Source organism: Anaerolineae bacterium, assembly GCA_013178165.1.
Taxonomy (GTDB): Bacteria; Chloroflexota; Anaerolineae; order Aggregatilineales; family Ch27; genus Ch27.
Window position 1 is genome coordinate 1 of sequence record JABLXG010000022.1, and the last position, 14,736, is coordinate 14,736.

Genomic DNA, 14,736 nt, shown 5'->3' on the forward strand with positions numbered 1-14,736 from the left:
ATTGGAGCTGGCCCAGCAGTGCGCCAATGCTTTCCTCGACTACTATCACCACCGGCGCCCGCATCTCTCACTCGACATGCTCACGCCCGCTCGTTTCGCTGAGTCGCATTTGCCTTGAGAGAATGCGGGATGCAGCAACTCCATGCGGCACACGCTATAATCGCCCTGTCTGCTGGCTGGATGTTCCGGAGGCGAGGACACGACAGTGCGGCGTATCGTCACTGATGGGCCGGTCTATTACCAGTTCGAGCAATGGGCTGGCAGCGCGCAAGCGCCGGTGCATGGCGTTTTCACGCGGCTGGGTGGTGTCAGCGTTGCACCGTGGGCGTCGCTCAATGTGGGCAGCACCGTCGGCGACGATCCGCAGGCGGTTGCCAGGAACAAGGCGCTGATGGCAGCGGCTCTGGGGCTGGATGAGCGCCACTTCTGCACGGTGTGGCAGGTGCATGGTCGGGAGGTCATCGCTGTCGAAGACTTGTCCTGCGCTGGGGGTATCCTGGGTAAAGCGGATGGCCTGATCACCGATCGCCCCGGCGCGGTGTTGACCATGCGCTTTGCGGATTGTGTGCCGATTTTGCTCTACGATCCGGTCAAACAGGTGATTGGCCTGGCTCATGCTGGCTGGCGCGGTACGGTCGCAGGCGTTGCTCAGAGCATCGTGGAAGCGATGATCCAGCGGTATGGGTGCCAGCCGGAGGATATTCAGGCGGGGATCGGGCCAAGCATCGGGCCGGAGCAGTACCGTGTCGGCGAGGACGTAGTGAACGCCGTGCAGTGGGCGTTCGGGGAGAGCGATGGCCTGATCCGGCGCCGGGAGGATGGCGAGGCGTATCTCGATCTGTGGGCGGCCAACCGCCGGGCGCTCAATGCGGTTGGTGTGCGCCAGGTGGAGGTCGCCGGACTCTGTACGGCGACGCAGACGCATGAATTCTATTCTCATCGGGCGGAGCAGGGCCGCACGGGTCGATTTGGTGTGGTGATCGCCCTGCCGGGCGCCTAGGGGATGGCGAGCCGTGATCCTGAAAGCACAGGAGCTTGACGAACGTCTACGGTTCGTGCGCGAGCAGATTGCGGCGGCGTGCCAGGCAGCGGGCCGTTCGCCGGAGACGGTGACACTGGTGGCGGTCAGCAAGACACAGCCGCCTGATCTGGTGGTGGCTGCCTGGCGGGCCGGGCAGACTGATTTCGGCGAGAACCGCCCGGAAGAGGCGGTGGAGAAGATCACTGCTGTCAGCGCAAAGCTGCCAGTTGCGCCAGTGCGCTGGCACATGATCGGCCACATTCAAAGCCGCAAAGCGCGGCTGGTGCTGTCGCGATTCGTCCTGATCCATTCGGTGGATTCCCTGCGGCTGGCGTCTAAACTCTCGCGGCTGGCTCAGGATGCGGGTGAGACGCTGGACATTCTGCTGGAGATGAATACCAGCGGCGAAGCCAGCAAGTATGGCTGGCCGGTGGCTGGCTGGGAGGGGAGCGCGACGCTGCGCCAGGCGCTATGGGAAGATGTGCGCCAGATTCAGACCTTGCCTGGAATCCGGGTGCGTGGACTGATGACCATGGCGCCCATTGTGACGGATGCGGAACAGGCGCGTCCGATCTTTGCGGGGTTGCGCCGCCTGCGTGATGCCCTGGCGGAGTCGTTCCCACAGGTCGACTGGTCGCAACTCAGTATGGGGATGACGGATGATTATCCGGTGGCGATCAGTGAAGGCGCGACGATTGTGCGGATTGGTCGGGCTATCTTCGGCCCGCGGTTATGAGGTGCAATGTCATGGCTGAGTTTATCCTGATGCTCGGACGGCTGTATCAGTTTGTTTTGCTGGCTCGCGTGCTGATGAGCTGGGTGCAGATCAATCCGTATCATCCGGTGGTGCAGGTATTGCTCCAGCTCACAGAGCCGGTGCTACAACCGATCCGCCAGGTGCTTCCGCAGACGATGGGGTTGGACTTCAGCCCGGTGATCGCCATGATTCTTGTCCAGCTGGTGACACAGGTTATCGTCGCCGCGCTGTAGAAAGGATGGCTGCTCATGACCAGGCGGAAGTTCGAAATCCGGGATGGTGTTGGCGGAGCCGCTTTTGCGGTGCATGTGATCACCAGGGCGGAGCGCGCCGAGATCGCTGGTGTACATGAGGGTGGGGCGCTCAGGATTCGGTTGACTTCCTCGCCCGCTGACCCTGATCTGGTCAACCAGGAACTGATAGCATTTCTGGCCCGGTGGTTGCAGGTTGCGCCGGGGGCCATCCAGATCGTGGCCGGTTTTAAAGGTCGGGACAAACTGGTGAGCGTGGATGGCCTTGATCCTGCTGTGCTCGATGAACGCCTGGCCGATCGCGAGAGTTAGTTTTATGAAGCGCATTGCCTGGGTGGTTGCGGCGATCGTGCTGCTGGCTGGCTGCGGTGAGACCGGGCCAGGCCTGCAGCAGCCCACCCAGGCGCTGATCCGCTCTACTGATACGTTGACGCCATCGCCAACGCTGGCTCCGGCAGTAACCTCAACCCCAATATCCCCACCTCTGACGCCGACACCGGCAGGGGCGGCAGGGGTTGAAACGGCTCGAAATATGGTAGGGCTGGTAGTTGCTGACCTGGCTGAGCATGAGGGTGTGGCGACTGATGAGATTGATGTGTGGATGGTCGAAGCTGTCTCGTGGCCGGGTGGCCAGCTGGAGTGTCAGCCGGTCGATCAGGTAGACGGCGAATCGTTGCCCGGTTACCGGATCAGCCTGCTGATCGGAAGTACGCGATACATCTACCATACGGACAGCAGAGCGAGGTTTGTATTATGCCCGGTTGAGGAGTCAGCGCCAGCAGGTGACCTGATCATTCTTGATACGCAGGTGCAGGCGCTGGTGGAACTGGCGCGCGCCCACTTAGCCCGACGGCTGGATCTGCCAGTGCGTCGGATATTTGTGGTGGACGCCTATCCGGTTGACTGGCCAGATGCCCGGCTAGGCTGTCTCCTGAGCGATGAGCAGGTGCCTCCGACGCCTGTGTCTGGCTATCGCATTGTGCTGCAGGCCGGCGAAACCACGTATGTGTATCACAGCGATTACCGGCAGGTGGTTTATTGCCCGGCGGAGGCCATTCAGGTGACGGCTACACCGCTGGCTACTGCGGTGGGCGTTTCCCCTGATCAGGGTTGAGTAGTTGATACGTTTGGCCATGGGCCGGGACTGCCCCATGCGGCTGGCATCCTGTGGCCAGTAGTGCGAGGTTTGCTGATGACTGGTCGAGCGCGTGTTTTTGCACTGGCATGGCTATTGTGCTCAGGCTTGCTGTGGTCCGGGGTGGTGCAGTTTCCTGTGGCGGATGCCCAGGGGGATGAAAGCTGCATGATGGATACGGCAGAGATGGTGGCGAGTGCGGCCACCTGTGGCCGTGTGGCTCCGGGTATGCTGTGTCCGGCAGGGCGGGTTGAAGTCTATGGGCCGTCCGGGCAGCAGCCTGGTAACGGATCAGAACTGCCGCTGGAGGACATTGAGCGGGTGGAAACGCATGGGGCGACACCGGAAGAGCCAGTGCCGGGTATCAGTGTGCTGAATGTGCCCGGTCTGGCGGAAGGCGAGCGCCTGACTGCGGTGCTGTTTGGCGAAGCATCGCTGACCCATGAGCCAGGGCCGCCTGTCGCGCCTGTCTGCAATGCGGTTTCGATTGGCACAGTGAACATCCGGCAGGAACCTAATACTGAGTCGGCGATTCTGGGGCAACTCTCGCCGGGCGCTTCCGTGCCCATCACCGCGCGGCTGGCTGATGGATCGTGGTGGCGCGTTCGCTGGGAAGACCGTGATGTTTGGATTTTTGCCCAGCTTGCTCCAGCAGATTGCGATCCTGCCGCCATGCTGGTGATCGATCCGCTCAGTGGGGCGGTGAACGGCGGTTTGCCCGCGCCGGCTTTTCAGGGCGCGCGCCTGCAGACCAGCTTCCTTGTGCCAGCCTGCGCTGGTGCGCCTCGTGGCGGTCTGTTGCTCCAATCCGAGGGTGGCAAGGCGTCGTGGCGGATCAATGGTCTGACGTTGACACTTGATGGCACCGCGCTGGTGCAGGCCAGCCCGGATGATGTGCTGGCGGTGCAGACTATCGAAGGATACGCTGTGCTGGCAGTCGCCGATGTGAATCGGCGAGCGGAAGCCGGACAGATGATCCGGGTGTCGATGAGTGGAGGCACGGTAGCAGGCGTACCGGGGCCGGCGCTGAACTTGGTCACGGCAGATATTGCGCAGGCGCTACTGGGGCTGCTGCCACGCTCTGTCACCCCTCCTGCCGAGGCACAACCGGTTCCTGAAGCTAACGCGGATGGGACTCTACGCTGTGCGGCGCTGACGCAGCAGGTGCCGGTTGCCGTTGAGGACGGCCAGAGTCGCGTTTTGGTGGCTCTGGAGGCAGGGCAGTCAATCCGGATCAGCTTCAGCGGCGCCAGCGTGACCGGCCTGGCGATTCAGGGGCCGAACGGGGAGGTCCAAAGCGTGGTGCACGGCTCAGGAACCGCTCTTGTCGCCGATTATGTCGCGGACAGGGCGGGGGTATACACATTTGTTGCAGAAACTGCAGGCGGCAATTTGCTGGCAGGCGTGACGTGCGATCTGCCGCAGGTATCTGCTGCAACAACAATACTGGCCTGTGAAGATGTTCTACTGCGCTGGGATGAGATATCTGGCCGGGAAGTGCGCTTCAGCGCGCCCGCCGGGGCGCAGGTGAGCGCCATTGTCCAGCATAGGCTTCCCAGCGAAGGAGACGCCCGACAGCTCTATGTAATGAGCGACGCCGAGAGTGTACCACTTGCTGAAACCAGGTTTCTGGCGGTTGCGGATCGCCAGATTGCCGGCCCACTGGACTTTGTCGCCCCTACTGACGGCGTTTATGTGCTGCGCTGGGATGGCGATCCATTCAATCGCACACAGGTGGAAGTGCTGTGCTTTCCGCCGAATGCCACCGGAGTGGCAGAATCAACAGAATAATTCGTATAGTCACAATAACTTACAACACACCAGGCAGCGGACTGGCGAGCTGAACTTCAAGATCCGCCAGAGCTGCGTAGCCAGCCGCCCGGATCAGTTCGGCTTCATCAGCCAGGATCTGGTACAGCGCCGGGAGAGCAGGCAGGTAGCCAAGCTTGCCCAGGGTTCGTGCTGAGGCAACGCGGTAGCCCTGTCCGCCAGTCCGGAGCATCGTGATAAGCATGTGGCGTGCATCTTCGCCGGGGGCAGCCTGCTGACTCTGTTCGGCTACCCAATCGTTTACCCATTCCAGTTTTTCTACCGGAGGGTGGGCGGTAGCCGCGGTCGGTCCAACGATGGCCGTGCGCCCAAGCGCCTGCTCGGCTGCACTGCGCACGTACCACTGATCGTCTTCCAGCATGCGTTCGTACAGGTCGGTCAGCGCCCAGGGTGTGTTAATGCGCGCCAGACCAAAGACGGCTGCGCGGCGCATCAGCATGTCCTCGGACCGTACCGCTTCATGCAGCAGGGCATAACCGGGCACCGGGAAAGCAGCCAGCGATTCGGCGATCGCCTGTCGCAGGCTTTCCTGCCCATCGTAGAGACCCTCGGTCAATAGCTCGATGGCCCGATCGGTGCCGATAGCCGCCAGCGCCAGGTAAGCCGCCAGCTGTACGTCCAGCTCTTCATCCTCCATCATGGGGCGCAGCTCGCGGATGGCCTCGGAATCGCCAAAGGCGCCCAGGCCAAGACACCCCAGACAGCGCACCTGCGGGTCCAGGGAATGCAGCGCCTGACGCAGGATAAGCGTAGCATTGCGGTCGCGGGTTGTCACCAGGGCAGCCATTGTCCATTCACGCAGTACAGGGAACTGGGCAGGAGTGATTAGCGCAGCGGCAAAGCGCTTGAATACCTCGCCGCGCCAGGGCGCATCTGCTGGTGCGTCGGCCATCCACCAGGCCAGATCAAACAGATTCTGGAAGAGCAGATCGGGTTGCTGCGAAAGCTTCCTGACCACGGCGCGGTTCATGACTTCTGTAGGCGCCTTGGCGGCAGCGAACGGTAGGGCGGTCTGCCAGACCGGATCAGTGACGACGTCCTGCAGCGCCGGCTGGCTATCGCTCGCGAGCAGCGTCACGCTGGCCAGAAAAGCCCGGAGCACCGGGTGGGCAAAGTCGAACTGGCCGCCTACACGCTGAATGAGCAGTCCGGAATCCACTACAAGCAGGCGGAGGAAGCGTTCGGGATCGAGTGGTGGGCGGGCAGAGGGGCTGCCTTCAGCTTTGCCCGCTGCACGCAGCGCTTCATCCGCAGCCTTGCGCAATTGTTCAACGGACAGCGGGCCATTGGTCAGTATCTGGGCTGCCAGCAATGCCACAGCGTAGAGGACCGCGTCAGCTAGGTCACGATTGTTTTCAAATTCCTTCAGGCGGAAATTGCTGGTTACCAGGTGATTGTACCAGTCCCAGCGCGTGAGATTCCCGGCATCCTCGCTGTTCTGGTGATAGGTAGCCAGGATGCGGCCAGTCAGATCAAGCGGTGTAAGTGCGCGGGCGTTCGTAGTAACGATACGGATCGCCCGCTCGTCCAACGGCGGCATGGCGCGGCGACGGGCCTTGGCGATGCGCGGCCAGGCTGTAGCCCACTTTTCCGCGTACCGCTGAATGTCTGCGTTCATCCAGGGCCGGAGGAAGATAGGTGTCAACCCCAGCTCCTGCAGGGGGTGAAAACCGGTTGCCGGGCCAGCAACAATAACAACGCAGTCTGGATACGCTTTGAGGAAACGGCCAAGCCAGGCGAGTTTGGCCTGTTGTTCTGCCACGGGCAAGTCATCCAGACCGTCGAGTAGCACCAGGGCCTGGCCGACGCTCAGACGGTTGTAGATATAGCGCGGAGTAGTGAGGGCGGTCAGGCGGCGCAGGTTGTGCTGCATGGCCTGAACCAGTGGCTCTGCCGGATCAAGGCGCGCCTGTGAAGCTGGATCAATGACGACATCGCCCAGATGCACCAGAATGGGCATCAGCCGGCGTAGGTCTACCGCGTCTGGGCGAGATTCGCTGGTGGTCAGGGTAGCGCGGGCTTCTTCCTGAGCGCGGGCGATTCTCTCCAGTGCGCGGGCCTGAATCTGGCTGCGTTCGGCCTGCCGCGCATCGCGAACCTTTTTCTCCAGACGAGCTTCTTCCTGCTCCAGGCTGGCCTGCAGGGGATCGACGGCGTGTTCGAACTGTAGGTCACCGAGTGACCAGAGGGCGATGGCCGCCAGGGCGGCGCTTCGCCCGCTGCCTGGCTGCCCAAGCAGCGCCAAGTGGCGATCTCCCGCTCCCAGGTCCGGGATGCCGATGGTGCGGATATTGAAGGGTGCGTACGCCGCCGGGAAGCGGTGAATCAGCGGCAAGACATGGAAAGGATTGCGCATACGGTGTTCCCCAGACGTGTCATAAGGCTCGACGCCGGGGATGAAGCGCGGCTCGATCAGGATGTCGCTCAGTTTGACCAGACGACCGGCGATATGGTAACGCTGGCAGTAGCGGCCCAGATCAATCTGGTAGCGGGCATCAGCGGTGCGTGTGGCAAAGCGGCGAGCGCTTTCCGCGCCGGCGCTGGCCTGGCGCCGCAGACGACCGATAGTGTTGCGGAAGCGGTAGACGGCAGCGGCCAGAATCGCACTGCTAACAAAGCCGATCAGAAAGGAGATCGGGTCAAACCGGAATTCGGACATGCTTTCCCCCTTCGGGCTACGGCATGACCAGGATACGCCCGCAATTATTGCAACGAACCAGTTTGTATCCCTGGCGCACCAGCTGGACGGTTGCCGAGGTCTGGCTGACGCCGCAGGCGCGACATGCGCCATCCTCCACAGGAGCCACTGCCTGCCCGTGTTTGTTGCTGTACAGCTTCTTGTACAGTTCCAGGTTGGCTGCATCAATCAGGCGCAAGAGCTCTGATCGTTGCTGGCGAAGTGGTTCGAGCGCCTGCTGGATCTGCTCAAACTCAGCCGTCAGCGCCTGCCGGGACGCATCAGCTTCCGCGCGAGCCTCGGCCAGGTCAGCGGCGGCCTGCTGGAAGCGTTCCTGAGCTGATTCAGTCTCGATCATGGCTTCGAGGAGTGAATCCTCCAGCCGGTTGTGCCGGCGCCTTAGCGAAGCCACTTCTTCCTGCAGGTCCTGCAGTTCCTTGGGGTTGGTGACTCTGCCGCTGTAGAGCGTTTCCTCTGTAGCGGCGCTCTTGCTAGCCAGCCCCTTTAGTTCAAGTTCCAGGTCGCGCACCCTGACTCGCGAGGAAGTCAGGGCTTCTTCCGCCTGGTGCAGGGTTTGCTCCGCTGCTGGAACGCGTGTATGCTCAGCAAGCAGTCGTTCGATCTCAGCCAGTCGGGCTTTGTATTCACTGATGCTGAGGTCAATGTTCTGTAGCTGATACAGGGCCTGCGCCTGGTTCATGGTCCGGTATCCGGGAGCGGGACATCATTATAGAATATGAGAGGCTATCTACTGGCTCGCATTATACCCATGCCATGATCAAGTGCAAACGGGGATTAAGGGCGCCATGATGCAAAGCTGGGGAGCAACTGAGATCACGCCAAAGGAATGGCGCTGGGTGTTTACGGTCGGCGGGGTATTGACCGCGCTGACCCTGCTGCCATATGCCTGGGCGCTGGCGGCTAACGCCAGGGCCGCTGACTGGCAGTTTATGGGCATTCTGGCCAATCCGCTGGATGGCGCAACTTACCTGGCCAAGATCGGGCTGGGCATCCAGGGGGAATGGATATTCCACCTGACCCATACGCCTGAAGCCCACGCTGGTGCAGCGGTATATCTGTTCTATATCCTGCTGGGGCACGTTGCGCACCTGATCGGCGTTTCGAATCTGGTGGTGTTTCATCTGGCGCGGGTGGTTGCTACGCTGTTCATGTTCAGCACGCTTTACCAGCTGGGGGCGACGATCTGGACACGGGAGCGACCACGGCGGCTGTTCTTCGGACTGGCTTCCCTGGCTTCAGGTCTGGGCTGGATAGCCCTGTTGTTCAACGTTGAAGCCAGCGCCCTACCGGATTTGACGGTTCCTGAGGCCTATCCCCTGTATGCTGCTTATGCAAACCCCCACTTTCCACTGGCGATCGGTTGCCTGGCGTTGCTGGCAGCCAGCTATGTTAAGGTCTTCCGGATTGACTTTCGGGAAGAGCCGGCCGTCGCTAATGGTGGCCTGACAATCTTTGTGCTGGCACTGGTGCTGGCGCTGGTGATGCCTCATGCGCTGGTGCCGTTGGGGAGCACACTGGTGCTGTACCTGGTGATCACTGCCGCACGGCGTCGGACCATCCCGGTGCTAGAATTGCGGTGGACGGCTATGTTGTTTCTGCCGGCGGCGCTGGTGGCGGTGTATCTGGTACTGGTGCTGACCTACAACCCAGCCGTGCAAATCTGGAACGCCCAGATCCACAATCTGACAGCGCATCCGTTGCTGATCTTGCTGGGGTACGGATTGTTGCCGATTGTTGCCCTGCCTGGATTGGCGCGGGCAGTTCGCCGCTTTGAGGAAGATGGCGACCAGTTGATGCTGTTGTGGCTGGTCGTGAATCTAGTGGCTGTTTTCATCCCCTTCAACCATCAACGGCGCTTCATGATTGGCTTGGTGATCCCGCTGGTCTTTTTTGCTGTGCGCTCGCTGGAGGATTACTGGCTCGTGCGTTACAGTGGCAGAGGGCGCACCGTGATCCCGATAGCGCTGGTGCTGGCGGTGATTCCCACCCATGTGATAACGCTGGGCGTTCCGCTATTTGGCATTGTCAACCCGCAGGCCGGTCTTGGCCAGCGCCTGCTTTTAGAACGTGACTACTGGGATGTGATGGTCTGGTTGCGTCACAATGGTTCTGCTGAAGATGTGGTGTTGAGCAGCCCAAACGTCGGCCTGTGGATCCCGGCCTACGCTGATAAGCGTGTCGTCTACGGCCACCCGTTCGAAACGCTCCGCAGCGCTGCCCGCTACACTCAGGTGGAAGACTGGTTCAGCGGTCATGCGTGCTACTGGCCCACACAAGAAAGGGATGGGTACAGCGTACGTTATATTGTGGTGGGACCGCAGGAACGCGCTCTGGATAACCAGGAGGATGGACGCGAACCATGTTATAGCAGCCTGGGAACCATGGGCAGCCGTATCCTTGATTTTGGTGCTGTAACGCTGTACGAACTGCCCCGCTAGGCGGTAGGCTATGGCTGCTCGCTGGCATGCCTGGATGTTGTTTGGCCTGCTGGGGGTGGTTCTGCTGGGATGGTTGTGGCCACTGCTGGCTGGCGAGACGCTCTTCTGGGGATTGCCAACCCTTCAGTTCTATCCCTGGCGGGCTTACGCCTTTGCGGAGTTGCGGGCCGGACACCTGCCGCTGTGGAACCCTTATAATGGCGGTGGTGCGCCATTGCTGGCTAACTACCAAACCGCGGTCCTTTACCCCCCGAACTGGCTGCATTTGATTCTCCCCGATGTCACGGCAATGAACCTGCTGGCAGTCGCCCATATTGTATGGGCTGCGGCAGGGGTCTGGCGTTTCACCGGACGCCTGGGCATGCCAGACTTTGGACGAGCCGTCAGCGCCCTGGCGTTTTCCCTTAGCGGATATTTGGTTGCTCGACTAGGTTCATTTCCGACGGTAGCGGCTGCGGCCTGGTTGCCGTGGCTATTCTGGGCGGCGGACAGGGCAAGGGATGGTGGGGCGGGCCGTGTTGCTGGCCTTGCGCTCATTGCGGCGCTGCAACTGCTGGCCGGTCACGCCCAAACGACCTATTACACGCTATTGGGTCTGGCAGGCTATGTCGTCTGGATAGGCGGGCGCCTTCAGCGGAAAGATCGCTGGCGGCTGTGGGCCAGAGTGGCCGGAGGGTTACTGCTAGGCTTCGGCCTGGCAGCGGCACAACTTTTCCCGACAGCAGAACTGTATGCCCGATCGGTGCGCGCCGACGGACTGCATTACGAGTGGACGACCAATTTCAGCTACGCAGTGGAACGTGCGCTGACGCTATTGGCGCCCAACCTGTACGGTACACCGGCGGATGGCAGTTACCTGACCGAAGGCGCGTACTTTGAGGATGCGGCGTACATGGGCCTGTTACCGCTGGTGGCAGCACTGAGCGCGGTCGGTTGGCGGGTTAGCCGACAGGCAATCCCGGAAGGTGGATGGCTCAGGCGGGATGTACCCTTCTGGACGGGGATGGCAATCGTGGCCTTTCTGATTGCGCTGGGCAGGAACGGCTTTCTGTTCCCATTGCTGTACCGGTATGTGCCCACGTTTCAGGCTTTTCAGGGGCCGGTGCGGTGGTTGATTCTGTTTGTTTTCCCGGCCAGCCTGCTGGCGGGCATGGGGGTAAGTTATTCCTGGGGGCGCGGACCGCGCCCCGTGTTCTGGAACCGCCTGTTTCTAGCGGCGGGATGCGCCATGATTGTGATGGGCGGGATCGCTGTACGCTGGCTGGTGCCGGTTGATTCCCCGTTGCAGGTAATGGGCCGGGCGGTGATCGGGCTGGGAACTGTGAGCGCAGGTTGCGCGGTTCTGGCCCTGCTACGCCCGATTGAGAAGTCGTCCAGGTGTGGCGCGTTGTGGGAAATGACGGTGCTGATCTTCATCGCGGCGGATCTCTTCTGGGCCTTTCGCGGCCTGAATCCGACTGTACCCGCCGAGTTCTTTGCGCCACGCCCGGCTGCTGTTGACGCACCGATGCTGTACATGCCGCAGGCGCTGCAGCAGCGGCTGATGTATGAGGAATTCTTTGATTTCCGGGACTACCGGCGGGCCGTAGAGCGCTGGCCAGAGCTACGGGCGGCATCCCTGCCTAACCTGAATCTGCTTGACCGCCAGCCAATGTTCAACAACTTTGAGCCTCTTGTGACGCAGACCTATGCCGAGGCGGTCAGCGCCGTAGAGGCCAGGTACGCTGGCGATAGCGTTGTTGTATTGGGCAAGAACGCGTATGTGACCCAGGAGCCATTTGGCGAGCAGGCCTTTGCCACGGGTGTGCTGATTTCCGGAGGGTCGATGGCAGCCTGTCTGGCGCTCTGGGGGCGTGATCGTGTACGGATAGCCAGGTTAGCGCGTCCGGACAACAGTGATGCTAGAATGAGCGGCAGCGCCGGGTAGCGGATGGATAGCTGAGGTGGCTATGTTCTTCGAACCGAGGCCATCCAGAAGACGCCGCCCGCAGTTTCGAATCTCAGAGCGGCGGTTGCTCCTGCGGGCGGGGGATGTGGCGGCGACGGTGGCCGCAGTGTTGATCGCGCTGTTTGTCTGGTCGCTGGTCGATCGCCGCCGCCCATACACACTGGCCTTCATTCTGGAAGAGTCACACTGGCTGGTGATCCTGCCCGCACTGTGGTTACTGCTGGCTTCTGCCAACGATCTGTATGATCTTCAACTGGCTTCAAGCCATATCGCGACTCTGAATCGCCTGCTGGCGGTTACCCTGCAACTGCTGGTTGTCTACCTGATCATCTTCTTCCTATCGCCCCGTGATGCTTTGCCACGCCTGTTCATCCTGTATTATGGTGCGGCCTCGTTTGTGCTGATCGCCGTGTGGCGGTTATGGCGTCCATACCTGATGGGTTGGGCCAGCGAAAAGCGCCGCGCCCTGGTGGTTGGCGCGGATTGGGGCGCTACGACCATCATCGAGGCAATCGAGGCTTATGCCCCCGGCCAGTATCAGGTCATCGGAATCGTCAGCGGGGATCAGGATCAGGGGCGATTGGTGGCCGGTGTGCCAGTGCTGGGTAGCGGCAGTGAGGTACTGGCCCTGGCCCGCCGTTATGATGTGACGGAACTGATTATCGCTACGCCATGCGAACTGAGTGGCGATCTATTTCAGGGCGTCATGGATTGCTACCAGCAGGGGATTTCCATTGTTCCCATGGCGATCCTGTATGAGCGGCTGACTGGACGAGTTCCGGTGCAGTACGTGGGCAAGGACTGGGCCATTGTCCTGCCGATCGAGACGGCCTCAATTTTTGACCCTTATCCAGTATTGAAGCGGCTGCTTGATATCGTTATGGCGCTGAGCGGGCTGGCTCTGTTTGTCCCGATCTTTCTTGTGCTGGTTCCCGCCATGCGGCTGGATTCGCCTGGTCCAATCTTTTTCCGGCAGGAGCGGGTTGGGCGGGGTGGACGCCGCTTCAAGGTGATCAAGCTACGCTCTATGGTTCCCAATGCCGAACAAGAGACTGGCGCTGTGTTTGCCGCCAGGAATGATCCCCGGATCACGCGGGTCGGGCGTTTCTTGCGTCGCAGCCGGTTGGACGAGGTTCCGCAGCTGTGGAACGTGCTGCGCGGCGAGATGAGCATGATCGGTCCACGCCCGGAACGCCCGGAATTCATCGACGCGCTGACGCGGGAAATCCCATTTTATCGGACTAGGCTGGCTGTACAGCCGGGAATTACCGGCTGGGCGCAGGTGCGTTACGCGTATGCCAATTCTTTGGAAGACCACCTGATCAAGCTGCAATACGATCTGTACTACATCCGGCACCGCTCGCTGCTGCTGGACCTGCAGATCGCGATCCGCACCATTGGTCGGATGCTCAGCTTCGCCGGGCAGTGACCGATGCACTTCAACCGCTGACCACGGCCAGAGCCAGCAGCGCAAGCCACAGACTGCTGTAGCGCAGGACCCGCCTGTTACGCTGCCAGGCGCCATACAGCAACACTGCGACGACCAGCCCCACCAGCATACGCACCATGCCCAATGGTTCCCGGTAAGTACTGAAGGGTACAAAGGGCAATACCGCAGCATTCGCCAGGAGCAGGAAGACCTCAAGCGCCTGCTTTCCGCGGGCAAGGTCGTGCAGGGTGCGCCAGATAGCCCATAGCGTCGGCCCGATGGCCGTTGGCAGCAGAAGCAGAGCGAACGCGGCGAATACGCGCAGGTTGCCAGTGTCCGTGTAGATGCGCAGAAAGCCGTTGAAAGGAATGGCCTCAAAGGGTGTGGCCAGGTCTCCGCCAGAGCCAAGACCGGGAGTACCGAGGCGGACGGTTAGCACTGCCTGCCATGCCACGAATGGCAGAATAGCAAGTAGTCCGAATGTGAGGCCCGCTAGCCAGCGCCGCGAAGCCAGCTCCCAGAGAACGATTCCGGCAGCAAAGATCAGGGCAGTTTCCTTAGCCAGCGTTGCCAGCGCACAGGCGACCGCCGCTAACCAGAAGCGGCCGTTTTCACGGAGCCAGATGGCGAGCAGTACCAGCCCGTAGGCCCACGGTTCACTGAGGCTGAGACGTATCGCCATCAGGATGCCGGGGAAAAGCCCGTAGATGAGCGCATACCAGCGACTCACCCCGCGAGCAATCAGCAGTGATTCCAGCAGGTAGACTCCCGCAATCAACGCTGCAAGATTCAGTGCGGGCAGCAGCCAAGGCAGCAGATCAGCATTGCCGAAGGACAGCACAGCGGCCAGCGCCGGGAGAAGGATGCGCTGAAGGCGATATGCTGGCACGTCCAGCAGGGGCGCTGCGTCCCAGCCATCACGGGCGATGAAGTAGGTGAATTGACCATCGTACCCTTCGGCGCCGGTGGGGTCATGTTCGGCGAAGCGGGTGCCCAGTGTGACAAAGGTCAGAGCATTGGAGTCGTGAATAAGGAAGACAGCAATCAGATACAGCAGCGCTGCCAGCAGGCAGATCATCCAGGGACGCCAGAGGTAGGCTGCTGCGGGCTGTCTGGTGGCTATCTGGTGCATAAATCGCGCAACCCGGTGCGATACTGACATGTACGGATTGTATAGCCGCGCGGGCGCGCTCTGCAACCCTCCCCTGGAGGTGTGGTAAAATGACCGT

Annotated in this window: 12 protein-coding genes; 9 read left to right on the top strand and 3 right to left on the bottom strand. The window is 61.2% G+C overall.

What is annotated here, in order from left to right:
* Positions 1-205: 205 nt before the first annotated feature.
* From pgeF to HPY64_12435, 6 genes are all read left to right on the top strand, one after another.
* On the top strand, positions 206-1,000 hold the full coding sequence (gene pgeF, locus HPY64_12410) for a peptidoglycan editing factor PgeF (GenBank protein ID NPV67940.1): 795 nt from the start codon (positions 206-208) through the stop codon (positions 998-1,000).
* Between the two features lie 19 nt (positions 1,001-1,019).
* On the top strand, positions 1,020-1,757 hold the full coding sequence (locus HPY64_12415; GenBank protein NPV67941.1) for a YggS family pyridoxal phosphate-dependent enzyme: 738 nt from the start codon (positions 1,020-1,022) through the stop codon (positions 1,755-1,757).
* Positions 1,758-1,768: 11 nt separating this feature from the next.
* On the top strand, positions 1,769-2,011 hold the full coding sequence (locus HPY64_12420) for a YggT family protein (protein ID NPV67942.1): 243 nt from the start codon (positions 1,769-1,771) through the stop codon (positions 2,009-2,011).
* A 15-nt stretch (positions 2,012-2,026) separates the two neighbouring features.
* On the top strand, positions 2,027-2,341 hold the full coding sequence (locus tag HPY64_12425) for a DUF167 domain-containing protein (protein NPV67943.1): 315 nt from the start codon (positions 2,027-2,029) through the stop codon (positions 2,339-2,341).
* Positions 2,342-2,345: 4 nt separating this feature from the next.
* Positions 2,346-3,143 (top strand): hypothetical protein, encoded by a 798-nt coding sequence (locus tag HPY64_12430; protein NPV67944.1) that lies wholly within the window; start codon positions 2,346-2,348, stop codon positions 3,141-3,143.
* 189 nt (positions 3,144-3,332) lie between these two features.
* Positions 3,333-4,955 carry an SH3 domain-containing protein gene (locus HPY64_12435; GenBank protein NPV67945.1) on the top strand — a complete coding sequence of 541 codons (1,623 nt, stop codon included), beginning with the start codon at positions 3,333-3,335 and terminating at the stop codon, positions 4,953-4,955.
* A 19-nt stretch (positions 4,956-4,974) separates the two neighbouring features.
* On the opposite strand, the gene HPY64_12440 is transcribed toward HPY64_12435, so the two are convergent.
* Together HPY64_12440 and HPY64_12445 are read right to left on the bottom strand one after the other, a co-directional pair.
* Positions 4,975-7,653: a HEAT repeat domain-containing protein gene (locus tag HPY64_12440; protein ID NPV67946.1), complete on the bottom strand. Its 2,679-nt coding sequence runs from the start codon at positions 7,651-7,653 to the stop codon at positions 4,975-4,977.
* Positions 7,654-7,669: 16 nt separating this feature from the next.
* A complete protein-coding gene (locus HPY64_12445; GenBank protein ID NPV67947.1) occupies positions 7,670-8,371 on the bottom strand; it encodes a hypothetical protein in 702 nt (233 codons plus the stop codon).
* Positions 8,372-8,477: 106 nt separating this feature from the next.
* On the opposite strand from HPY64_12445, the gene HPY64_12450 reads away from it, so the two are divergent.
* From HPY64_12450 to HPY64_12460, 3 genes are read left to right on the top strand one after another with little or no spacing between them, the layout of a single operon-like run.
* Entirely contained in the window at positions 8,478-10,130 is a 1,653-nt protein-coding gene (locus HPY64_12450; protein NPV67948.1) for a hypothetical protein, read from the top strand.
* A gap of 10 nt (positions 10,131-10,140) precedes the next feature.
* The gene (locus HPY64_12455; GenBank protein NPV67949.1) at positions 10,141-12,057 is read left to right on the top strand and encodes a hypothetical protein; all 1,917 of its coding nucleotides are present in this window, start codon (positions 10,141-10,143) and stop codon (positions 12,055-12,057) included.
* Positions 12,058-12,079: 22 nt separating this feature from the next.
* Positions 12,080-13,507, top strand: coding sequence for a sugar transferase (locus HPY64_12460; protein ID NPV67950.1), 1,428 nt, complete (start codon positions 12,080-12,082; stop codon positions 13,505-13,507).
* Between the two features lie 10 nt (positions 13,508-13,517).
* Here the strand turns inward: HPY64_12460 and HPY64_12465 are convergent, their stop codons facing one another.
* Entirely contained in the window at positions 13,518-14,639 is a 1,122-nt protein-coding gene (locus HPY64_12465; GenBank protein ID NPV67951.1) for a hypothetical protein, read from the bottom strand.
* Between the last annotated feature and the right edge of the window lie 97 nt (positions 14,640-14,736).